We start from the raw sequence: 22,999 nt of genomic DNA, 5'->3' as shown, positions 1-22,999 counted from the left end.
AATAGCAACTGCGGCAGGGGGGTTATTGAGCAAAATCAATTCGCTAAGCATTGGGCAGTGAACTGCTACTTAATGGGTAGAGGGGACGTGGTTTCCAATAACCTTAAGGAGTATGTGCGTTTAATGTGTTGTGCGATAACCCCGGCAATCCATTGCCGGAAATCACGTATTAGCTTCGCCAGAAGGTTCGCGAGAAGAGAATCAACACCGGATAGATCTCCAGACGGCCCAGTAACATCGCCGCGCACATCAGATACTTCGCGCTATCGCTTAACGTGCCAAATCCTGATGCCGTCTCACCAAAACCCAGCCCCATATTGTTGATACAGGCGGCAACCGTGGCAAAAGAGGTCAGCAGGTCATAACCCTGCAAATTTAAAACCCAGATAAAAAAGCAGGTGCAGACCACATAGAGAAAGAAAAAGCTCCATACGGAACGCAGCACTCGGTCATTGACCGGCGAGTTGCCGATACGAATGCTCATAATGGCGCGCGGGTGCGCCAGCTGATGGACTTCGTGGCGGGTTTGTTTAAATAACACCAGGAAGCGTAGCGCTTTAACCCCGCCGCAGGTGGACCCGACGCAGCCGCCAAAGAAGCTGGCCGATAGCAGCAGAACAATGGTGTGTACCGGCCAGGAGGCGTAATCGCCAGTTGAAAGACCGTTATCGGTAATCATCGAGCTGGTCAGGAAAAAGGCATGTACGAAAGACGCAGGCAGGGCATACATCCCGGCACGCCACACCTCAAGGGTAATAATGACAATCACCACGCTTGCTACCAGCAAAAAGAATCGCAGTTCCGCACTTTTAAGAAAGGGTTTAATACTGCGGCGCGCCAGGGCAACAAAATAGAGCGTGAAATTGATGGCTGAGAGCAGTGAAAATGCCCCTGCGACCAGCTCAATGGCGTAGCTGTCATAGAAGCCGATGCTTTGCGATCTTGTTGAAAACCCGCCTAATGAAACGGTGGAAAGGCCATGGCATAGCGCATCAAAAAACGGCATTCCCGCGAGCCTGTATGCCATGATACAGGTGGCGCCCAGCAGCAGATAAGTCAGCCACAGGCTTTTGGCGGTATCCGCCAGCCGGGGAGTTAAGCGCTCTTCTTTAAATGGGCCAGGCATTTCAGACTGATAGAGTTTCATCCCGCCGATACCCAGCAGCGGCAGCACCGCAACAGCTAAGACAATGACGCCGAGACCGCCAACGAAATTTAGCTGGGCGCGATAATAGAGGATTGACTTAGGCAGATGGGTGACATCGTTAAAAACGGTGGCTCCGGTGGTGGTAATGCCCGAAACACCTTCAAATATAGCATCTGCTAAAGAGACGCTATAGCTATCGTCAAGCCACAGCGGCATGGCGCTGATGACGGAAAAGAGCAGCCAGAACAGCACAATGATAATAAAACCATCGCGGGTTTCGAGCTGAATGTTGGAACGACCGGTCATTACCCAACACAGGATGCCGAGCGTAAAAGTGATAATAAAAGTATACAGAAAACCAAACAGGCTGCGCTCTTTCTCAATCAACGCCAGTAACATCGGCGGGATCATGGTCAGGCTGTAGAGCACGACCAAAAAGGCACACAGGTGAATCACAATTCTTAAACGTGTTGATATATACATCAATGGTACCCAGATACCCGCGTTATTCAGGCATATCAATCAGGTAGGAATGGGAAGTATAGGGTATTTCAGGCCGGGATGGCGATATGAGAGTGACGGCAAAAACAGGATGAACAAGACAAGTGCTCATCCTGGCTTAGTTTGTGTGGTTAGCTGCGATATAGATTACTTCTTGTTGTACACGTCTGCGGTACCGTGGATTTTATTGTCGGTATCTGCAGAGGTGACGACATAAAATTGACCGCCAAGCGCATCAGCTTTTTTGGAGAGTTCTTCTTTAGCGTCACTCGGTGAAGTTTCACCAGAGGTAGTAATACTTCCCACTTTCACATACTGGTCTTGATGTTGTTTAAAATCTTCTTTACTCAACAACTCTGCCGAGATGGCACCGAATGAGAGGGAACCTAAAGCAATTGTGGCAAAAATGGCTTGTGCTATCTTCATGATGAACCTCATTTTTGATGGTGGAACATAGTGTGTTTTCCTAACGTTTAAACTATGGTTCAGGTTCGTGATTTTTGCCAATGCTCAAAGAAAGAAAAGGTAAAAATTCGCAGCTATCGTGATGTTAGTATTGCTTTTATCCCGAGGATGGCGCTCTTTTGCACAGAGGGGGCTAAGGATAAGGGGCTTTTAGCCTGATGACATTAATACGCTAAAAATATCAACCTTATAAATATTATAAAATTATACAAAAAATCCTGGCTGATATATTATCCCGGCCACTAAGAGCATTTCTTAATAGAAATAATATCTCGCGAAGAATAAATGTTACACTTATGAAAAACACCCAGCCTGTTAATTATGATGTTATTAAAAATGAGTGGCAGTTGTTAATTAATAAAACAAATACTGCAACTCATCAGACACTCATCGCCCTTAGTGATGAGGAGATCGGCTCCCTGGTTGATGCTTATTATCAATATATGTTGCAGGATGAGAAGGCACAGCTATTTCTTAGCACCTCTCAGGTTGAAGAGCGGCTGAGCGCCAGCATGATTAACTGGTTGCGTAAAGTTTTGGGGAGCTCACGTGAGGATCTCTCTGAACTCATTGCGCATCAACGTAAGGTTGGCGAAGTGCACGCCCGTATCGGCCTGCCTATCGAGCTGGTTGCCCGTGGCGCCCGCAAGCTGAAATATGAGCTTTTTCAGCTGCTATTAAGTAAAGCGCAACTCACGGCTGCAGAAATTAACCAGGCGATATTTTTTAGCGGCATGGCAATAGATTCAGCTATTGAAGTGATGACCGTCGCCTTTACGCCATCACATCAGAAAATGATGCACGATCAGGAGCATTTTCGCCTGCTGACGGTTTACGATGATATGAGCGTCGAACGCGAGCGGCAGCTCGGCGCTTTAAAAGACTGGGAAAATCAATTTATTTATAATGTTGCCACTGAGTTACCTTTTGAGGAACGAGTGCTGCTCAGTGATTCTGAATTTGGTTTATGGTTTTCCCATAAAGGCCAGCATATATTCAGACAGCCAGATTTAATTCACAAAATTGATTCGTTAATCCAAAAAATAGATCGGTTGATTGCGACTGAATTTGCTAACGACTCTGCTGATATGCTGAGTCGAATCCACCTGCTACGCCTGTTAAGACAGGATGTAGAGCAGGTCAATATGATTCTTAGCTCAATATTTGAAGAGATTGTGAAAAGTGAGAATGGTAAAGATCCGCTGACCAGGCTGCTCACCAGACGTTTTATCCCGACGATTATGAGACGTGAGATTGCTTTATCCATCGGTTCCGGTAAGTCTTTTACTATTGCCCTGCTGGATATCGATTATTTTAAACAAATTAATGATAGCTATGGCCACAGCGTAGGGGATAACACGCTAAAAAGCATCGCTGTGTGGTTGCATGAGCATGTTCGCAGTAGTGATTATGTTTTCCGCTATGGCGGTGAAGAATTTATGCTATTGCTGGTGGAAACCCCGCTAGCCCAGGCACAAACGCTTATGGAGCGGTTACGCAATGATATTGCCAGCCAGGTGATTGAAGTTGATGTAAATACCTCATTTAACATCACCATCAGTGCCGGGCTTGCCGAGTTTGATAATCATCCTGACTACCAATGGCTTATTAATAAAGCCGATAAAATGTTATATCAGGCAAAAAACAACGGGCGCAACCGTATTGAAAGCTACTCGCTCGGTATAGAACATACGCTTTAACGTGGGGTAGCTCATGACAAAACCAGCTCTGGTTATTTAAGACCTGGCTGGTTTTTCGCATCAACTACTGGCCACCCACTCCTGTTGCTGGCTGGATAAAGTAAAGTGCTGAGTAATAAAGGGCAACGCCCCGGAAATCACGCCGATATCCAGCCCAAACAGCAGCCCCGCCACCGCTGCGGAACGGAAACAAACAGCGTCATTCGGCGCGAATCGCGTACTTTGATGTTGAGATGAACAGGACGACCAGGCAAGACTTCATTAGACATAACTATTCTCCGTCAATCGCGGAAGCTCACTGTGCTTTCCGAAAACCGTTGTTGAACTGTATAAGAACTTGCTTATAACCGTCTTACACCGGGCTGACAGAGATATGGACTATTATGCTGTCGTGGTCATTTGTGTGATGAGTGTGGCATAAATGATGTATATGCTGAAATTAACCATAAAATAATAAATAACAACAGGATGATTTATTGATTTCTTTTCTTTCTTCGGGATCTATCCATTTTTATAGATAAATAGTTATGGATAAATATTGTTCTGTGGTTTTAACCGTGCAGAAACCAACTACGCTATTAGGTGCATGATACGAAAGGGATGCGTAGTGCCGCAGGAAAACCATGTGTGACCAGGATAATTGTCTGGCAGAGGCGTTGCCGGAAGTCGTTAGCTAAGCCTGATCTTAAATCTGCATGGATGAGATAAATAACGGCAGAGGAATAAGAATGAAAAAAGTGGCGATTATTGGTGCTGGCCCAACGGGAATTTATACTTTTTTTTCGCTCCTGAAAAACAATGAGCCCCTTTCCGTTTCGGTGTATGAGCAAGGCAGCGAGGCTGGAGTAGGCATGCCTTACAGCGATGAAGATAATTCCCGAATGATGCTGGCAAATATTGCCAGTATAGAAATTCCGCCTATTTTTTCGAGCTACATCGACTGGCTACTGAGTCAGAATGAATCCCATCTGGCTCGCTATGGAGTGCAGCGTGCCTCACTTCATATTCGCCAGTTCCTGCCGCGTATTCTGCTGGGTGAATATTTCCGCAACCAGTTTTTGCAACTGGTGTCTCAGGCGAGGGCGCAGGGGTTTGAGGTGACGGTTAATGAGTTATGTAAAGTCACCGATCTGGAAGCCACTGAAGGGGGCGTGAAGCTGTGGACGGCAAAGGCAAGAGCGGCAGAGCAGTTCGATCTCGCGGTGATTGCCACTGGACATGTCTGGCCTGATGAGGAGGAATCAACCCGTACCTTCTTCCCCAGCCCGTGGTCTGGGCTGATGGAGGCGAAAATTCCCGCGTGCAGGGTTGGCATCATGGGAACCTCTTTAAGTGGCCTGGATGCGGCAATGGCGGTGGTGATCCAGCATGGTGAGTTTGTTGAAATCGATGGCGAGCGCACGCAGTTCAAGCTCGATCATGGAAGCGAAGCGCTTAACCTCGTGCTTATGTCACGCTCAGGCTTTCTGCCGGAAGCGGATTTTTATTGCCCCATTCCCTATCAACCCTTAAATATCGTGACTGAAGCGGCAATAAATCACGAGATTGCTGCCGGTGCAGACGGTTTGCTTGACCGGGTGTTTGGCCTGATGGCTAAGGAAATAGAACAGGCCGATCCGCTATGGAGCGAACAGGTGGGGCTGCGTTCACTGGATGCCGATAGTTTTACTGATACCTGGTTTGCCACCCGGAAAAACAGCGATCCGTTTCATTGGGCTGAGTTGAACCTGCATGAAGTCGAAGCTAACAAGCGTGAGCGACGTACCGTGCCATGGCGTTATGCGATCCTCCGGTTACATGAAACCGTGCAGGAAATCGTACCCCACCTTAACGAGCGGGATCGCAAAAGATTCAGCGCAGGGCTTGCTCGAGTATTTATCGATAATTATGCGGCAATTCCTTCGCAATCAATTCGTCGTTTACTGGCCTTACGCGAGGCTGGAATTATCACTATTCTTACTCTCGGTCAGGATTATGAGATGGAGATACAAGAGAGCCAGACGCGGATTTGCACTCAACAACAAGAGCATGTGTTTGATATTTTTATTGATGCCCGTGGTCAAAAACCCTTAAAGACTAAAGATCTTCCATTCCCGACGTTACGCAGGCAGCTTGAGTTGACCGGTGATGATATTCCCGATGTCAGTGACGACTACACGCTGCAAGAACCCGCAGCGGTTCGTGGGCGTATTGCATTCGGTGCGCTACCCTGGCTGATGCATGACCGGCCATTTATTCAGGGGCTGACGGCATGTGCGGAAATAGGCGCTTTAATGGCAAAAGCCGTATTTGAAAAATCCACCGTATCCCGCAGGCGTTTGCTGTTTATCGACATATAAAAGCTGACAGGGCGCTTTTCCCATAAAGCGCAACCTTTAGCCTGCTTACCACAAACGCCGTTTCTGAAAGGTTATTTTCGCGGGCGATATTTTGCAGCATGCTGCCATCAAGCCCGCTCTTCAGACAGACTTTTAATGGCCGGACAACACGATGCGCAAAATTTCATCGTTGATATAGTCCGTTTGTTCCAGATAAATCCAGTGGCCGCATTCTGGTACCGCTTTGAATGTGACTGGATTGAGTTTACTGACAAGAATTTCGTCAATATCCCGAGGGTTAATCAAATCATGCGTGGCCTGGTACATGTGGATTTTCACCTTGCGTAATTGCTCAAGGCGTGTAAGAAAATCCAGTTCAGTATCAAAGCGTTCCAGCACGCGATGATGCTGTTCAAAGTTTATCGGCTGTTGAATAATCTTTGCCTGGTTTGCAGGATTGAACAGGTAATAGCGGTTGTAAATATTCTGGCAAGCGGCCATCCCGTCCTGCTGTTTCATTTCTCCGTGGTTAATACGGGCTTCAATTTCCTGTAAAGCCGTGCGGTCTTTATCGGATATTTTTGCACTTAGCCGTTCACCAAATAAACGCATTTGCTCAAGCCCGGAGCCTACGCTTGAGAGTAATATCAGGTGGTTGATTTGTTCAGGATAGTGAGACGCATATTGTAAACCAAGCATGGTTCCCCATGATTCCCCCACCACGGTCAGGCGCTTATGGCCGAGCTGCAGACGTATGGCTTCGATAACTTCAAGTTCATGAGCAATATGGTATTCGCCGCTTATCGACCAGTCAGAAGAACCGCATGCTATCTGGTCAAAATAGATAATCTGGCAATGTTCGCTAAGGGGTTTAAAAAAGGAGGCATAAGAATCGTGGCAACAGCCCGGCCCACCGTGCAAAAACAATACGGGTTCTCCTTCACCAAATACTTCAACGTTTATTTCAGTTTGCCTGTTATCTGAAAGGGTTATTTTCATTGGTTCCTCGTCTGAATCACTGGGTATGGAATGAGTGAGCCCTGAGCTTTACCCGCTGAACCGGGATGCGGATAAGATGATATCTCCCGACGATTAAACGCTGCGGCAACCAACAATACAGCGATCGCTGCTGGAAAATTTTACCGTGCCTATTACGGGGTTCTGTCCTCATCGTGATCTTTTTGATTGAGTCTTACTTGCTGGTAGCCGGGAGTATCCGAATATAAGACGAGTGTGCAGAAGAGCAGGGCGCTTATCAGTGAAATAGCCGCGTTGAATGCATGGATATCGCTGCAGGTTAAACGTACCTATTGGGAATAATTAATGGTTTCGATAAACGGGCAGACCTTTCTCAACAACTACTACATTGAAGGGGGCTGGCGCCATAACTCACTGTAATGTAGAGTGTTAGCCATAATGACTGGCTTTGCATTTCTGCATCCAGTCAAGTTGCCAGTCCGCTCCGATTTTTGGATAGAGGGTGATATTCACATCATCTTGATTAAATACTGCCTGATTCATGCGATATCTGTTATGACTAGCCTCTATCTTTTCATCAAGCCTAAACAAAATAAATTATGATTGTATGATTATTCTGGCTAGAATACCCTGTTCATAGCGCCCAAAGTTCTGCCCGTATAATGTTAATCCACGGGGGTTCTCACTTTCCGGGTGAACACTGAAGCGAAGAATAAAAGGCTCTTCTTCCCTGTTGTGCAGGATTTGAGCAATGTTAATGTCAGATATTTTTCGTCCATCAATAAAGGAACCATTATTATTTATTCTTAATAGTTTTAAAAAACCGTATTGATTCAGATGAGGCGGCCACCATATTGGATTACCACTATATTTAATACCGCCAATATCTCCAGGACTTTGCCAATATCCTATATCCATTCCATTAACAGAAAAATGAATATCAGATGGCCAATCATCATTATAATAAGGAGCTTCAGAACCTATTTCGAATGATATTTGAATTTCACTTACTGTGCGTCCAGCTGAGTAGTTTGGGATGCGATATTCTAAGAAACCTGTAGTAAACCAAATGATCCCCGCATCAATATGCTTTGGATCAGCAAATACCTGAGGGTTATCAAACTCTCCGATGATCATCTCTTTTGTTGCCATACCACAGGTGGGCGTTACTTGAAAATTGCTGTACTGTCCAACTTTTAGATCGGACTCATAGATATAATTTTCTTTATTATCACCAAACTCAATAAGAATTTTATTTTCAATAACATAGCAGTTTTTTTGTATGCCGTTTTTTGCATAATTTGATACTGTTTTTATGAGTCCAGCATCTTCAAGTTTTTTAATATGCATGGTAACAGCACCATTACTAATACCTAAATACTCCGCGAGGGCATTCATATTCATGCCATTACGTTCATTAAGAATCTCAAGAATGCTAATTCGGACTGCTGAGCTCAAAGCTTTAAATATAGATGTTCCAGTAGATAACTTATTAATATATAACACCAGAAGACACCTCTATAAATATTTATCACAATGTCAAAGTATAAACCATTTTACGTTTATGTAAAATGGTTTTTTATACGCGTGATAAATATTATAAATCAACATGCTATTGATAATGATTGCTTGCAGTTGCTCCTCCTTTTATCACTTGCAATTTTAGCAATCTGTGCTGACTCTCATCCATGGTGAGCAGATAGTTTTGCCAATGATCCTCCGCGATATGCCCCTGAAAAGGATTAGCTATTACGCAAGATTATTTAGACTTTATGCCCTCGGTTCTGATAGAGGATATTAACATAATATTTTTCCGTTACCGTTAGGCTTACTCTCGATAGTTTATATCTCCACTGGTTTCAGTATGGTTATTTAATTATTCCTTAATTCAAAGATCTGTACTGTGGTTACTGAGTTTTTATCTACATTTTGCAATTAATAAAATAGCAGAAACAATAACGGCCAGAGTAATGATTATCATTACTATATGTTGCATATTATCTCCATTTTCATCAAGCTACCATTAGCTGTACTAATGTTTATCTGAAATTTTAAAGCTGATAATTATTGATTAGACCTCGTGGGCTTTTTTATAATCGGCTAAAACATTATGGGTATTTATCGACTGATGATATTTTTCCGTTATCATATACTTAGACATAATAATTCCTGTAATCAGATGGAATGCTCCTGGTATTATTGTCAGCATCAATGCTATCCCGAGAGTGGAAGAAGGAGACTGCATGGCATTTGGCACATAGTCAAAATAACTTAACAAATAGCCAACAAGAGCGCCCGCTATGCCCATGCCAAACTTCTGACAGAACGCAATCCCGCCAAATGCCAGGCCGGAAACACGCTTCCCTGTTTTATAAAATCCATAATCTACTGTCTCAGGGATAGATGCCCAAAATATGGGGGCATATAATGTTGAAAAAAATGAAAGAACAAAAAATAAGAAACATGATAAAACAAAGCTTTGATTATCCGTAGTCATAAAAAACACTATGGAAACAATAAAAGTTATAATTTGACTGTATTTAAATACTTTTATTTTACAGTATTTTTTTGTTAACCAGGTAGACGTAATTACTGAACATATAAATGCAGAAACGCCAACAGTTAAAAAATATGAAATAGTAACTGAATCACCACTAAGGTTGTATTTAGCATAATATGCAGCAACCGAACCTCTCAAAACTGAACCAACGGACACAAATATGCAAGATAAGCAAAGAATAATCCATTGATCATTTTTTAAAAGGCTTTTCATTTGTTCTTTTAATGGTAAGTTATCACTCTTGTAATGAATACGTTCTTTCGTTGAAAAAAAACAGAAAAGTAGAAATAGTGTTCCCATCAGGCCCATCAATCCCATTGCATACTGGTAGCCAGACTGCATATTTGACGAGCCTAAATATGAAGCCAGGGGAGGAACAACAATTGAAACCATAAATGCCGCAGCTTTAGCAAAAAAAAGTCGATAACCATTTGCTGATAAGCGCTCTTTAGGATCATCAGTTAGAACACTAATTAATGATATATAGGGGATTGTTATAACCGTAAACATTAATGTTACAAATATATACGATGCATATGCATAAATTAGTTTAGCATTATAATCGACATCAGGAGTGCTGAACGCCAGGAAAATAGATATACCAAACGGTATTGCGAAATACAAAAGGTATGGTCTATAACGGCCATGGCGCGTTACAATTTTTTCTGTTACTAATCCCATAATTGGATCTGTGATACCATCAAGCAGCCTGACGATAATAAAAAGTAATACTAAATCTTCAGAGCGAATGCCAAAAATATCTGTATAGAAAAATGTTATAATTAGCATCATGGAAGAAAAAACCAGATTGATGGCCATATCCCCAGCACCAAATCCAATTTTTTCAAAAGTACTTAACTTGTGTTTGTACATAGAGTTACCACCTTGAATAAGGTTGATAATTGAAAAGTGGCGTGTGCAGCAAACTTAATAAATACTCCCGTTAGAGCTAAAATATCAACAGTTCGGGATGTGAATTATCATATGCTGACCATGCTAATAATATTTTAAAGTGTAATCACTGGTGCCAAATTGTGACACCAGAAAAATAATTACATATTTAAAAATCATATTTTCATTTTTACTGAAAAATGAAACCTGGCGATAGGTTTCATTTTATTTTATAACGTATCATATTCCATGATAAGGGCTCCAGGGATAACTGATTAGCTTCTGATGCGATTTTTTTCTCGATTGGCAAAACAAGGTTGGGGTTTTTTAATGTATTCACAGCGTAAACATTATCATTTTCTAGCGCGATATGTTGGATCATCTCAAGGTGACCAAAAGAGCGGAAATCACATTGAATTACCAGCTGGTCTTTAAGCGATTTATTTATTGCAAACAATGTCAGTTCAGTTTCATCTTCATTTAACACTGCAACAGCATCTAAAACAGGCACATCAGTAAAATCTCTACTATCGTATTTTGGTGATTGAATCACGCCTTGAATTGCAGTGCCACGTCCATATTTTGAAGTGTAAAAAATAGGGTAGAAAATAGTGTTACGCCACAATTGTCCATTTTTATCTGTCATAACAGGTGCTAACACATTGACAAGTTGGGCATAGGCAGCAATTTTGACTCGATCACTGTTACGAAGTAATGCAATTAACATTGCCCCTGCGACGAGAGCATCCTCGAAGTTATATGGCTCTTCTAATAGGCTCGGAGCAATTGGCCATTCATTGCCACGGTCACGAATGGCAGCCATATCATCTTTACGCGTATGATACCAGACATTCCATTCATCCAAAGAGATATAAATATTGTTGTGTGATTTATTTTTTACTTTCATATAATCAATCAAACTACCAATTGACTTAATATAATCATCGAAAGCCAGTGTTTTCGCCAGGAAGTTTGCCGTATCTTTTTCAACATTTAAATAGTATTGATGTAGGGATAGATAATCAATAAAAGGATGGGCTTCCTGAATTAAAGTTTGTTCCCATTCCCCGAATGTTGGATATTCCTGTCCAGCGCTTCCGGCAGCCACTATTTGTATGCTTCCATCTTGCCGCTTCATCGCTTTGGCTGTTTCTCTTGCAATACGTGCATATTCAAATGGTGTTTGCTGCCCCACCTGCCATACACCATCGAGTTCATTGCCTATGGCCCATGTTTTGATGGCATGTGGTTTTTTATAGCCATGAGAAACACGTAAATCACTATAGTATGTTCCTGATTCACGGTTGCAATAATCTAATAAGTTAAGTGCGTCCAGAATCCCTCTGGTTCCAACATTCACCGTCATCATTGCTTCAGCACCGACTTTATTAAGCCAGTCCATGTATTCATTCGTTCCAATCTGATTTGTTTCTATACATTTCCAGGCCAGGTCTGGTTTCCGTGGACGTTGATCTCTTGGTCCAACTCCATCCTCCCATATATAGGTTGCGACAAAATTCCCCCCCGGTAGACGAATCATAGGAACATTGAGTTCCTTGACAGCATCGATAACATCTTTACGGAAGCCATCGCTGTCCGCTGTTGGGTCCTGTGGATCATAAATTCCACCGTAAACGCACCTTCCCAGATTTTCTATAAAGGAACCGTAAATTCTATTATCAATTTTTGAAATGACATAGTCTTTGTCGAAAACAAGTCTTGCTTTGTTGAACATATTATTTACTCCATTAAAACTATCTGGTAGAGGTTGAATTTTTCAATTGAATATTTTTTGTTGCGATCTCTAACTTAGGACTTTTTAATGTGGCTAATAATAACCCAGCCATTATTTGCACTCCGACAATAAAGAATAACCCCATCTGAGTGCTGCCCGTAAGATCAATCAGATACCCAAAGAGGTATGGACCAACGAAACCGCCCAGATTACCGACGCCATTAATAAGACCGGTGGCTGCACCTATTGCCGCAGAACTAATTATTATTGAGGGGATTGTCCAGAATACAGGGCTAAATCCGGCCCAAATACCTTGTGCGATTAGGATAAATATAATAGATACAAACGGTGCCCCTTCAGTTAGGGCTGAAATTGCAAGTGCTACCCCACAGATAAGCAGAATGGATACCGCATGCCATTTACGTTCGCCTGTACGGTCAGAGTGGCTGGATACAAAAAACATAACGACCAGTCCAATAAGTGGAGCTATTGTGGAAAGGATCCCTACCAGGGTATAGCTTGAGCCAGTTACTGAACTTGCAATTGTTGGCCACCAAATACTTAAGCCATAGTTAAACATGTTGTTAAGGAGAAATACACATGTCAGCAGCCAAACAAATTTATTCTTCAGAACAAGACTGGTGACGCTCTTATTAGTATTTTTAATTGTATTGTCCGTATCATTTGCAAATTCAGTTGCCAAATAATCTTTCTCTGCTTTGCTGAGGAATTTTGCTTCGGCAGGAGTCTCTGCAATCAGCCATATCCAAAAAATGACAGCGATCAATACCGGAATACCCTGGAAAACAAAAAGCATCTGCCAGGAAAATGTATCGACTAAGAATCCTGAAAGCGGACCCACAATAAAATTAGAAACCGTTGCCCCAATTGACCAGTAGCCGATTGCTCGTGCACGTTCACGCTGCGGGAACCACTTACCGATCAGAATTAATGTTGTTGGATAAAGCATACTTTGGCTTAATCCCAACAAGAATCTCATAGTCAAAAGCTGCCCACCACTTTGGACAAAACCCATGGAAACACACACTAAACCCCACGCAACCATACAGAAAGTGATTATTTTTTTTGCGCTAACTTTCTGGGCCAGATGACCGCCTGGGATTTGTAGTAATAGATATCCAATGAAGAAGATCCCGCCGACCAGGCCGGAAATTGTCGCTGATAAATTAAACGATTGATCCATCCCATGGAACGCATATCCAATATTATTACGGCAGATAAGAGCCAGTAGATACATCACGGCAAGCATAGGAATTATGCGAGTAAATCGTTTTTTATCCCCCCAGCTTTGAGGGGAAACCTCACTATGAGTTACGTCCATTCTGTGCTCCTGTCTTTTTTGTTTTAGATAAACATGAAATATTTACGTAAAATCTAAAGTAAAAGTAAATTAATCCTGATGAGACTGTCAATAAGGATTGAAGAGTCGCGAAAAGAAAAAACATCAATAAAATCAATGAGTATTAAAGTTGGTTTTTTAGGCGCTTATCGTTGTTTTTATGCGTTTATTCAATGGGATATCTTTTAATAAGGGGGTTATGGTTCTGTTTTAAATAAAATATTGATAATGTGATACAAGTATCTTTGCTGCTTTTAGGTTTAATCACGGATGATGAGCATGGTGGTAATGCCATGTAAAATGGCTGATGGGCTAAGTAGATTTACTTATGGCTGAAGCTGGATATTTTTGTAGCGGCACATTGAATTTGAGCATCTTAACGGAGGTGATACGCTCACTTCAGGACAACAGATGACCCAATGAAAAGAGGGAGTTCAAATGTGAATTAGTTTAGATGGTTGTTAATCAAAACCACACCGATGGAGAGTTTTTCTCTTTACCCAAAACACGGTACTAAAAACGCCAATACTTAGCACCATTGCGTTTGACTAATAAATACCAACCACCGCCATCAGTCAGTTTGTACTCTCATTGGGTTTTGTAGTATCAATCAGTCGCGCATTTAGTGGCATAGGGGCCTCTAATTTCCATTGAACGAGATGAGCCCCCTCAAAGGCCCCCAGATACCACTTGATTTGGGTATCACTGAGTTGACCACAGTAGAGCTCGGGACAAAAAAATCCAGTTATTTCAGGGAGTATAAAGGAGAAAAAGCGAATTCAGTAGAGGTGTGTTGGCTTGAAAATGGTACGCCCTACAGGGCTCGAACCTGTGACCTACGGCTTAGAAGGCCGTTGCTCTATCCAACTGAGCTAAGGGCGCATGATATTCCTTGCGGAAGTATTGCGGATCCGGATTATACGGTCAGTACCTTTCTAGTCAATGGCTTTTCAACTGCCTGCGCGACAATTGAGCATAAACACTTAACAATGCCTGACAGCAGGCCGCGCTTCTGACAAAATAGAAACACTCCCCTCCCTTTTCGATTACAGACGGAATCATCTGACTGATGGCAGCAAAGATTATTGATGGTAAAACGATTGCGCAGCAGGTACGGCTTGAAGTGGCAGAAAAAGTGAAAGCCCGAATTGCCGCTGGACTTCGTGCTCCTGGGCTTGCGGTGGTACTGGTTGGTGAGAATCCTGCCTCGCAGATTTATGTTGGAAGTAAACGTAAAGCTTGTGAAGAAGTCGGCTTTATTTCCCGCTCCTACGATTTACCTGAGACCACCTCCGAAGCAGAACTGCTGGAGCTTATCGACACGCTCAATGCGGATAAAGAAATCGACGGTATCCTGGTACAGTTGCCGCTGCCTGCGGGTATCGATAACGTGAAAGTGCTTGAACGTATCGACCCGGATAAAGATGTGGATGGTTTCCACCCCTACAACGTGGGCCGTCTGTGCCAGCGTTCTCCGCGGCTGCGCCCTTGTACGCCGCGCGGTATCGTAACGCTGCTTGAGCGTTACGGTATCGATACTTATGGGCTGAACGCCGTAGTGATTGGCGCATCCAACATTGTTGGCCGTCCGATGAGTATGGAACTGCTACTTGCAGGCTGCACCACCACCGTCACCCACCGCTTTACCAAAAATCTGCGCCATCACGTTGAAAATGCCGATTTGGTGATCGTTGCGGTCGGCAAACCGGGCTTTATCCCGGGCGAGTGGATTAAAGAAGGGGCGATTGTGGTGGACGTCGGAATTAACCGTCTGGAGAGCGGAAAAGTGGTTGGCGACGTAAATTATGATGAAGCCGCTGCTAAAGCCTCGTATATTACGCCGGTTCCGGGTGGCGTAGGCCCAATGACCGTCGCCACTCTTATCCAGAATACCTTGCAGGCTTGCGAGGAATATCATGATACTGATGGAGAGTAAAATGGCGACCTTCTCATTAGGTAAGCACCCACACGTTGAATTATGCGATCTGCTGAAGCTGGAAGGCTGGTGTGAAAGCGGCGCACAGGCGAAAGCGGTGATTGCGGAAGGGCTGGTGCAGGTAGACGGCGAAGTGGAAACCCGCAAACGCTGCAAAATTGTGGCAGGCCAGACGGTAACGTTTGAGACATTAAGTATTACGGTTCAGGCGTAATCACACTCCGATAACGGCCTGTTACGGATAATGCCAGTCAGTTATGTATCTGACTGGCTATTTTTTTCTCGCTACCTTGCGCCCACAAAGAGATGGCTAAGAGACAGCCATTGTGAAGGAGCTGCGCTAGCGCTGATACTCGCCTGCGGCTTCTGGCTGGTATTGCAGCTCCAGCACTTCCAGATGCGTCTGGCTACCGTTCGGTAACGTCCAGTTAATTTTCGCACCCACTTGCAACCCCAACAGCGCCGCGCCAACCGGTGCCATCACTGAGAGTTGATTGTCGCTGTCCGTCAGGTTGACCGGGTAAACCAGCGTGCGAACGCGCTCTTCTTTTGAGGTCAGATCGCGGAATTTCACCCGGCTGTTCATCGTTACCACGTCAGCCGGGATATCGGCAGGCTTACGCATTTCCGCTCTGTCCAGTTCTGCGTTCAGCGCTAATGCTACCGGCTGGTTGGCAAATTGTGGCTGCTCAAGCAAACGGTCAATACGCTCGGCATCGAGTTCATTAATGATAATGGCTGGTCTGGACATATTTCTCTCCGTGTAAAAAAACAGGCACTGAGATTGCTGACTAAAGGGAAAAGCGGGGCTTTTCCTTACTTTGTCGTTATCAGCCGAAATCAATGAATTGATTTTCCTTGTTTTTTATTAATGTCTGGGTTCATTTTGTGAAGAACATGGGGTTTGTCATCAGTCAGAGGCCTGCTTGTGCCTGATGGGGACCTTACAAAAGAAAACCCTCACCGCTAAGTGTGAGGGTTTAGTCTGTAGTGATGATACTGAGCTTAGGGCCTACTTTAAAGCGACTTCAGTCACACTTTAGTAACACCACGGTTTACAGAATAATGCTGCCGACCAGGGCGAACAGGAAGGCGATGGTGCCAATCAGGGTTTCCATCACGGTCCAGGTTTTGAGCGTGGTTTTTTCGTCCATCTCCAGGAAACGGCCAACCAGCCAGAAGCCTGAGTCGTTCACGTGAGACAGCACGGTTGCACCACCGGCAATTGCCACCACGATAAAGCACAGGTCGAACTGGCTCAGGCCCGGCGTTGCTGCCACCATCGGGGAGATCAGTGCCGCGGTGGTGGTCAGCGCCACGGTTGCCGACCCCTGTGCCACACGCAGTGCGGTAGAGATAACAAACGCGGCCACAATCACCGGCATACCAGTATCAGACAGGATGCCTGCCAGCGCATCGCCAATGCCGCTGGCGCGCAGAACGCCGCCAAACATGCCGCCGGCACCGGTCACCAGGATGATGCCGCAGATTGGGCCAAGTGCGCCGTCGCACACCTTTTCCAGATGCTGGCGGCTATGGCGGCCGCTGAATACCGCAAGAGTGAAGAACACGGTAATCAACAGCGCGATCGGGGTTTTACCCAACATACGCAGGAACTGAACGACGGTGCTATCAGCACTTACCCAGCCCAACACGGTTGCCGTATTCAGGCCGGTATCCAGGAAAATCAGCACCAGTGGCAGCAGCAGCACCGCCAATACCGTGCCAAATGCAGGCGGCTGGTGATTAGGGTCCGCTTCGACATTGCCCAGGAATGAAGAAGGCAGCGGAACGTCGAATTTTTTACCGGCGTACAGGCCAAACAAATAGGCGCCGAGATACCAGGTCGGGATCGCGATGACCAGACCAACAATCACCAGCAGGCCGATATTCGCATCCAGCAATTCGCTGGCGGCAACCGGGCCTGGATGAGGCGGCAGAAGCGCGTGCATAACGGCAAACGCGCCCGCAGCAGGCAGCGCATATTTTAGCGTTGAACCGCCAAACTGTTTTGCCACGCTGAAGATAATTGGCAGCATCACCACCAGGCCCGCATCGAAGAAGATCGGAAAGCCAAACAGTAGAGAAGCCACGCCGAGCGCCAGCGGTGCGCGGTTTGAACCAAATTTACCGACCAGCGTGTCGGCCAGTACTTTGGCGCCGCCAGAAATTTCCAGTAAACGACCGATCATCGCGCCAAGGCCAACCAGCAGCGCAACGCCCGCCAGGGTGCTGCCAAAACCACCCAAAATCGTCGGAACAATTTTGTCGAATGGAACACCCGTGACCAGGGCTACTACAACGCTGACAAGGGTTAATGCTAAGAAGGCATGCACCCTGAAGCGCATGATGAGTATAAGCAGCAGTACAACTGCACAGGCTGCGATCCCCAGCAGGGTTCCAGCACCGTAATGGGCTGTCATTTCGGTCATAACATTTATCCTCTGCGCCGAATTTATCGGTGAATGGCCATTAAGCGTAATCCACCGTATTACTGATACCGGTAACATGATATCGGTAACATTCGCTAATCGGAAACGGAACTCCTCATCTTTATTAACATTTTGAGATCGTGGTCAAACTATCGAGATAAATCCTGCCTGATGCCTATGGAGTGATTGCCGGGCGTAAATAAACCTGTCGTGCAAAAATTTTGCATTACTCTTTATAGGCACGTTGCAACCCGGCGCCTTGCGTGGCCACTACCTGAACCGGAGATATCATGAGCCACTACGACAAACTCACGTTAAAGGACGGCAGTTCTCTTTACTTTAAGAATTGGGGGGCAGGGCAAGCGGTGGTTTTCAGCCACGGCTGGCCATTAACGGCGGATGCGTTTGAAGATCAGATGTTTTTCCTTGGGCAGAAGGGATTTCGGGTGATAGCTCATGACCGACGCGGGCATGGCCGTTCATCGCAATCATGGGACGGTAATCATATGGATCAGTATGCCGACGATCTTGCGGAGTTAACCGCGCATCTTAATCTCAGGGATGCGATTCACGTAGGGCATTCAACCGGCGGCGGGGAAGTGGCGCGTTATATTGGCCGCCATGGTACCAGCCGAGTGGCAAAAGCGGTGCTTATCAGCGCCGTTTCGCCCATTATGGTGAAGACTGATTTTAACCCGAACGGGGTGCCTGTTAAGGTATTTGACGGCATCCGCGAGGGCGTGCGTGCCAATCGTGCAGACTTCTTCAAGGCGCTAACGCTGCCGTTTTACGGCTATAACCGTGAGGGTGCCAGTATCTCGGAGGGCATTCGGGAAAGCTTTGTGGAGCAGGGTATGCAAGGAGGGATCAAAGCGCTGTACGACTGTATTAAGGCGTTTTCTGAAACCGATCTACGTGAAGACCTGAAGAAAATGACCCTCCCGACGCTGGTGATCCACGGCGATGACGATCAGATTGTGCCGTTTGAAACCTGTGGCAAAGTGACGGCAGCAACATTGCCGGACGCCACGTTTAAGGTTTATGCCGGCGGATCTCACGGCATCTGCACCACCGAGAAAGATCGGGTTAATGCTGATTTATTAGCCTTTTTACAAAGTTAGCCATCATGGCGGGTAAGCGCTTATTACCCGTCATTCAAAGCATCATTTTGCCGCAACCGGCAGCATAATCTCTCGCAAAATTTCATAGCGCTGTTGAGGAGAAAGCCAGATAAAACCCAACAGCTTATGCCCCTTGCCTTCGCGTTCAAACTGCCTTTTTAACTGGATTAAAAAAAGTTTTGTCGTGTTCATCATGACCTCCGCATTGGATAGCCAAAGCATAGATCGACAAAACCGGAACTAATAGTGAAGTGATTGTTTTTTGTCTTCCGTATTTAATCGAAGCGGGGCTATCTGCTAAGCAGGCGCGAATCAGCGCCCTGTCACACTTAATAACCGACCGCATCCAGACGAAACTGCTGTGCGCAGTTGCCTGAGTTGTGCTGTGCGGCAAACGAGCTGGCGTTTAGCGGAGCATTAATTTTTGCCGCAACCAGTGAGATTTGCATCTCCGTCAGGTAAGCCGGATTGCCATTACAGGTCAGTTTTACCGCCTTTACCGCCTTCTCACCCCAACTTTTTTCCAGCGCATTATGGAAGGCTTGTCGTGTGACCACCTTGCCGTAGTTCACCGCCAGGAACTCGCCGATTGCGCTTTGTTTGAATTCGCTGTTCAGGCGCACCATGGCGCCAAAGTAGGCATCAGGGGTGAAGGCAAAACAGGCGCCGTGTTTAGCAAACTCGTAGCGATCAAGGCAGGACTGGCCGCCTGCGCCGGGCATCACATCCGCCAGCTTGCGGGCGATATCGGCGGATAATGCCGGGGCTGGGGCCTGGCATTTTTGTGAGCCGCGCACCTCCGCCATATTGGGAGCCGGGCGGGTTGCGCAGCCATAGCGCATCCAGCGTTTCTCATCCACGCCTCGTGCCGCCAGCGATTTTGGTAAGCCAGGCCACAGGCCGTGGACCGTCAAAAAGGCGCGTTTATCACTCTGTTCTTGCTGCGTTTTGCATTCAGCAGGCTGCTTGCGATTGCGCTCATACAGGCTTTGGCAAAAGCCCGTTTGCCAGGAAAGCGCCAGTATGTAACGGTCAAAATCGCCGTATTGCTTTGCGGTCAGCGGTTCTGCCTGCAGCAGCTGGCTGGTGGTGAGTAAAGAGGTCAGAATTAGCGCGTTTTGCCACGTCAGTTTCATGCGTTTTCCCGCTCGGGTTGCCAGAAGTGACTTTATTTAAACATAAAAAAAGCGCCCCGATGAGGCGCTTATGACAAAGCTAAAAGTTAAGGCAGGATAGCGGCGGAAGGCACCAGGATTTCGGTGGCGATAATCACCACAATCAGCCCGACGGCGACCGGCACAGAAGTGCGTTTTACCACTTCAAACGGCGAGATTTTTGCCATACCGGCAACGGCGACAACCACACCGGATACCGGAGAAATGGTACGGCCCAGGTTGGAGGCTTGCAGCATTGGAATCGCCAGATATGCAGGGTTAATGCCGGAGGAGTGCGCCAGTTTCGGGATCATCTCAACGAAGGCATAAAACGGAGCGTTACCTGAGCCGGTGGTCATTGCCGCCAGCATGGTCAGCACCACCAGCACCAGCATCAGAATGATGCTTGCGGAGCCGAACGAGGTGGCAATGGAAATCAGGCTCTGAATAAAGCCGATAGTGCTCAGACCTTGTGCGAACACGCCCGCGGCAACCAACAGCATTACAACGTTTGCGAAGGCGTCAGCCATCCCGCGGTAGCACACTTCCAGGCCGGAAAAGACAGTTTGCGCTTTAAAGCTACGGAAGAACTCAATCAGTGCGGCAATCAGCACACAGATCACCAGAATGGCGATGATATGCAGCTGCGGGCCCCATTTACCGTCGAAAATTAGCACGCCGATAATTGGCGTAAACGGCAGAATGGCATAGAAAGAAGGGGCCGTGGTCTGGATTTCGCTGACATCAAGCATTTCATGGCTGATGTTTTCTTTCTTATCCAGGTAGCGCTGCCAGAAGAAGTGGGCAATCGCCATGGCGATAATGGCCGCAACTGAAATCGGCACGGTGGTTTTAAAGGCAAAATCAACCAGCGACATTTCAGCGGCTTTTGCCGCCAGCACCACATCGCCGGAGGTGGGAGACAGGATAATTGCCGCCGGGGAGGCGCAAATTGCCGCCGCAGCGCCACGGCTAATGCCGACGTTTACCATCACCGGGAACAGCGTTGCCATCAACAGCACGCCCAGACCGGTCGCGGAGGAAACCGCAAGCGACATCAGACAGGCCACAAAGTAGGCGGCAATCATCAGAATGTAGGGAGAGTTGATTAATTTTAACGGCTTAGAGGCAAGCTTCACCACCATGTCGTTAGCGCCAATATGCGTCATATAAGCTGCGAAACCGCACAGCATCATGATCATCATACCGAGATCGCCACCGCGGCTCATCAGCAGGATTTTGACATACTCAACGATGTCAGTGGCGGTGTAGCCGGTGCTCGGCGCGCTGCCGGGTAAAACTTTGTGGCCCATTAAGGCGCTAATAATCAGTAAGGTTAAACCACCAACGAATAAAACGCCGGTAGCGGAGTAGCCTTTGATGATGTAGCGAGCTACAGCAACAATAACTATAACCCCAATCAGTAATTCAAGAGTCGTTAGCATTAGAGTCCCCTGTTGCCTTAGGTACACGCCTGCCCTGTAAAAGGGTGAGACATACCTGAACGCAACGCCATGCCAGATAAATAAAAATTAGACGCTTTGCCAGCGTCAGTGAAAACGGTGCCAATCTGCCTTAACCATTCAGGCAGATTTCTGATAAGCATCAAATTTAGTTGGCTTCGTCACGCTGCTTTCACACATTTGCAGGCAGCCTGGCAATTATGACATTTACTTATTGCTAAGCGGTATATATTTATATCGTTTATTGCTCTATTCATCATCACTTGAGGAACAATTGATTAAAATTATATGACGTAATTGTTAATTAATACTCTGAATGTAAAGCAGCTAAAAATATCTTTAAAATAAAAGGGCCTGCTGTTTATACTGCCGCTTCGTATATTTCGGGGTTCGTATGCTGCAATCCACTTTCTGGTCGACAAGCCGTTTTCGCTTTTTCAGAAAGCATCTTTTGATGCTGCTGTTGGCGTTTGGCTGGCTGTTTGTCAACAGCCAGGTCGCGGTGGCGGCGCACGATTGCCCGGTAGACATTAGCGCCCAGTCTCTTTCTGTGCAGCATAACGAGCATATGCTGATGGGAAATCATCGGGATGGGGTAAAAGCGAAAGGGACGCTGTGCGATAAGCACTGCATTCCAGACGTGATGCAAAAAGATAACGGTCATAGTTCGCTGGCCGTATTGCCGGCCACGGATACGCTGGCTTTAGTGGTGCCCGAATGCAGTGAAACGGCCACATCCCGTGCCTTAATCGCGCCGCCCGCAACCGGCCCTCCGGCCACCATTCGTTTTTGTCGCTTCAGAGAATAACTCCAGCACTGTCTTGGTTTACAGGCGTTTTGCCATCCTTTGACTAAAGTTCTGGAGTTTTTATATGTCTGTTTTTTCTGCACGTTTGCTTTCAGCCGCCGCGCTGTCCGTATTGGCTTTTTTTACCGTGGCTCACGCCGCATCTGATGCTATGTCCCATGAGATGAAACACGGTGCCTCGCACGAAATGTCGATGCCGATGGCGGCTGAGATTTATCACGGCCACGGCGTGATAAAGAAGGTCAGCAATGACTCACTCTCCATCGCTCATCAACCTGTCGCGGCCCTTAACTGGCCGGCAATGACCATGACTTTCCGTTTACCGGAAACGGGAGCGTTGCCGGTGGTTAACGTGGGCGACACGGTTGACTTCACTTTTAGCCAGCAGGCTGAAGGTTACAGGCTCGACTCAGTTACCCCAGCTAAGTAA

Annotated in this window: 19 protein-coding genes, 1 tRNA gene and 1 pseudogene; 7 read left to right on the top strand and 14 right to left on the bottom strand. The window is 46.1% G+C overall.

Annotated elements, in window-relative coordinates; genetic code table 11:
* Positions 1-169 precede the first annotated feature (169 nt).
* Together EHN07_RS11580 and yahO are read right to left on the bottom strand one after the other, a co-directional pair.
* Entirely contained in the window at positions 170-1,630 is a 1,461-nt protein-coding gene (locus EHN07_RS11580; RefSeq protein WP_124024288.1) for a TrkH family potassium uptake protein, read from the bottom strand.
* Between the two features lie 165 nt (positions 1,631-1,795).
* Positions 1,796-2,074, bottom strand: a complete 279-nt coding sequence (gene yahO, locus EHN07_RS11575; RefSeq protein ID WP_124024287.1) for a DUF1471 family periplasmic protein YahO — start codon at positions 2,072-2,074, stop codon at positions 1,796-1,798.
* A gap of 335 nt (positions 2,075-2,409) precedes the next feature.
* On the opposite strand from yahO, the gene EHN07_RS11570 reads away from it, so the two are divergent.
* Positions 2,410-3,813, top strand: a complete 1,404-nt coding sequence (locus EHN07_RS11570; RefSeq protein ID WP_124024286.1) for a diguanylate cyclase — start codon at positions 2,410-2,412, stop codon at positions 3,811-3,813.
* A 63-nt stretch (positions 3,814-3,876) separates the two neighbouring features.
* Here the strand turns inward: EHN07_RS11570 and EHN07_RS20425 are convergent.
* Positions 3,877-4,082: pseudogene (locus tag EHN07_RS20425) on the bottom strand (arabinose:proton symporter); the annotation flags it as partial.
* 459 nt (positions 4,083-4,541) lie between these two features.
* Between EHN07_RS20425 and EHN07_RS11565 the strand changes: the two are divergent.
* On the top strand, positions 4,542-6,152 hold the full coding sequence (locus tag EHN07_RS11565; RefSeq protein WP_124024285.1) for an FAD-NAD(P)-binding protein: 1,611 nt from the start codon (positions 4,542-4,544) through the stop codon (positions 6,150-6,152).
* 132 nt (positions 6,153-6,284) lie between these two features.
* Here the strand turns inward: EHN07_RS11565 and EHN07_RS11555 are convergent, their stop codons facing one another.
* The 6 genes from EHN07_RS11555 to EHN07_RS11525 form a co-directional block, all read right to left on the bottom strand.
* Positions 6,285-7,130 carry an alpha/beta fold hydrolase gene (locus tag EHN07_RS11555; RefSeq protein ID WP_208646991.1) on the bottom strand — a complete coding sequence of 282 codons (846 nt, stop codon included), beginning with the start codon at positions 7,128-7,130 and terminating at the stop codon, positions 6,285-6,287.
* Positions 7,131-7,706: 576 nt separating this feature from the next.
* On the bottom strand, positions 7,707-8,615 hold the full coding sequence (locus EHN07_RS11550; protein ID WP_124024284.1) for an ArsR/SmtB family transcription factor: 909 nt from the start codon (positions 8,613-8,615) through the stop codon (positions 7,707-7,709).
* A gap of 565 nt (positions 8,616-9,180) precedes the next feature.
* On the bottom strand, positions 9,181-10,542 hold the full coding sequence (locus tag EHN07_RS11545; protein ID WP_124024283.1) for an MFS transporter: 1,362 nt from the start codon (positions 10,540-10,542) through the stop codon (positions 9,181-9,183).
* A gap of 238 nt (positions 10,543-10,780) precedes the next feature.
* Positions 10,781-12,295: an arabinosylfuranosidase ArfA gene (gene arfA, locus EHN07_RS11540; RefSeq protein ID WP_124024282.1), complete on the bottom strand. Its 1,515-nt coding sequence runs from the start codon at positions 12,293-12,295 to the stop codon at positions 10,781-10,783.
* Between the two features lie 19 nt (positions 12,296-12,314).
* Complete coding sequence (locus EHN07_RS11535; RefSeq protein ID WP_124024281.1) at positions 12,315-13,637, bottom strand: MFS transporter; 1,323 nt, start codon at positions 13,635-13,637, stop codon at positions 12,315-12,317.
* Positions 13,638-14,460: 823 nt separating this feature from the next.
* A tRNA-Arg gene (locus EHN07_RS11525) sits at positions 14,461-14,537 on the bottom strand.
* Positions 14,538-14,724: 187 nt separating this feature from the next.
* On the opposite strand from EHN07_RS11525, the gene folD reads away from it, so the two are divergent.
* Positions 14,725-15,591 carry a bifunctional methylenetetrahydrofolate dehydrogenase/methenyltetrahydrofolate cyclohydrolase FolD gene (gene folD / locus EHN07_RS11520; RefSeq protein ID WP_124024280.1) on the top strand — a complete coding sequence of 289 codons (867 nt, stop codon included), beginning with the start codon at positions 14,725-14,727 and terminating at the stop codon, positions 15,589-15,591.
* A gap of 1 nt (position 15,592) precedes the next feature.
* Complete coding sequence (gene ybcJ / locus EHN07_RS11515) at positions 15,593-15,805, top strand: ribosome-associated protein YbcJ (protein WP_124024301.1); 213 nt, start codon at positions 15,593-15,595, stop codon at positions 15,803-15,805.
* 126 nt (positions 15,806-15,931) lie between these two features.
* Here the strand turns inward: ybcJ and rnk are convergent, their stop codons facing one another.
* Positions 15,932-16,342, bottom strand: coding sequence for a nucleoside diphosphate kinase regulator (gene rnk, locus EHN07_RS11510; RefSeq protein ID WP_124024279.1), 411 nt, complete (start codon positions 16,340-16,342; stop codon positions 15,932-15,934).
* A gap of 304 nt (positions 16,343-16,646) precedes the next feature.
* A complete protein-coding gene (locus tag EHN07_RS11505; RefSeq protein WP_124024278.1) occupies positions 16,647-18,023 on the bottom strand; it encodes a GntP family permease in 1,377 nt (458 codons plus the stop codon).
* Positions 18,024-18,313: 290 nt separating this feature from the next.
* Between EHN07_RS11505 and EHN07_RS11500 the strand changes: the two genes are divergently transcribed.
* Complete coding sequence (locus tag EHN07_RS11500) at positions 18,314-19,144, top strand: alpha/beta fold hydrolase (protein WP_124024277.1); 831 nt, start codon at positions 18,314-18,316, stop codon at positions 19,142-19,144.
* A gap of 42 nt (positions 19,145-19,186) precedes the next feature.
* Here EHN07_RS11500 and EHN07_RS20485 read toward each other — a convergent pair whose 3' ends face one another.
* The 3 genes from EHN07_RS20485 to dcuC form a co-directional block, all read right to left on the bottom strand.
* On the bottom strand, positions 19,187-19,339 hold the full coding sequence (locus EHN07_RS20485; protein WP_167467306.1) for a hypothetical protein: 153 nt from the start codon (positions 19,337-19,339) through the stop codon (positions 19,187-19,189).
* Between the two features lie 134 nt (positions 19,340-19,473).
* Positions 19,474-20,280, bottom strand: a complete 807-nt coding sequence (gene rna, locus EHN07_RS11495; RefSeq protein ID WP_124024276.1) for a ribonuclease I — start codon at positions 20,278-20,280, stop codon at positions 19,474-19,476.
* Between the two features lie 86 nt (positions 20,281-20,366).
* Positions 20,367-21,743: an anaerobic C4-dicarboxylate transporter DcuC gene (gene dcuC, locus EHN07_RS11490; RefSeq protein WP_124024275.1), complete on the bottom strand. Its 1,377-nt coding sequence runs from the start codon at positions 21,741-21,743 to the stop codon at positions 20,367-20,369.
* A gap of 412 nt (positions 21,744-22,155) precedes the next feature.
* Here dcuC and EHN07_RS11485 point away from each other — a divergent pair, with 412 nt between their 5' ends.
* Positions 22,156-22,569: a DUF2946 domain-containing protein gene (locus EHN07_RS11485; RefSeq protein WP_124024274.1), complete on the top strand. Its 414-nt coding sequence runs from the start codon at positions 22,156-22,158 to the stop codon at positions 22,567-22,569.
* A gap of 64 nt (positions 22,570-22,633) precedes the next feature.
* Positions 22,634-22,999 carry a copper-binding protein gene (locus EHN07_RS11480; protein ID WP_124024273.1) on the top strand — a complete coding sequence of 122 codons (366 nt, stop codon included), beginning with the start codon at positions 22,634-22,636 and terminating at the stop codon, positions 22,997-22,999.

The organism is Buttiauxella warmboldiae (assembly GCF_003818135.1).
GTDB lineage: Bacteria > Pseudomonadota > Gammaproteobacteria > Enterobacterales > Enterobacteriaceae > Buttiauxella > Buttiauxella warmboldiae.
Note: the sequence above shows the minus strand (reverse complement) of the source record. Positions and strands in the feature narration are given on the sequence as shown.